Source organism: Desertibacillus haloalkaliphilus (assembly GCF_019039105.1).
Lineage (GTDB): Bacteria > Bacillota > Bacilli > Bacillales > KJ1-10-99 > Desertibacillus > Desertibacillus haloalkaliphilus.
Map to the genome: position 1 here is coordinate 1 of NZ_JAHPIV010000200.1, position 414 is coordinate 414.

A 414-nucleotide genomic window follows, 5' to 3' on the forward strand; every position below is an offset into this window, starting at 1 on the left:
CCCCTTCTTTCTCTTTTCCTTTTCCCCCTCTTTTTCTTCCCCTCCTTTTTTTCTCTTTCCCCCCTCCCTTTTTCTCCCCCTTTTCCCTTCCTCCCTTCCTCTCCCTCCTTCTTCCCTTTTCTTCCCTTTCCCTTCCTTCTCTTTTCCTCCCCTTCTTTTCCTTTTTCTCTTCTTCCTCCTCCCTCCTTCCCCCTTTCCCTTTCCCCCTCCTTTTTCCTTTCCCTTTTCCTTCCTCCTTTTCCCTCTTTCTTTCTTTCCCCTTTTCTTTCTTCTTCCTTCCTCCTCCTTCCTTTTTCCTCTCTCCTTCCTCTTTCCTCTCCCTCTCCTTTTTTTCCTTCTTCCCTTTTCTTTCCTCCCCTTTCTCCTCCTCCTTTTCCCCTTCCTTTCCTTCCTCCTTTCTCTTCTCCCCCTCTT

General features: G+C 48.1%; 1 protein-coding gene. It reads right to left on the minus strand.

Annotation, left to right across the window (positions count from 1 at the left end; translation table 11 throughout):
- The coding region (locus tag KH400_RS29800) for a hypothetical protein (protein ID WP_217228131.1) at positions 1-414 on the minus strand (414 nt) is incomplete at both ends.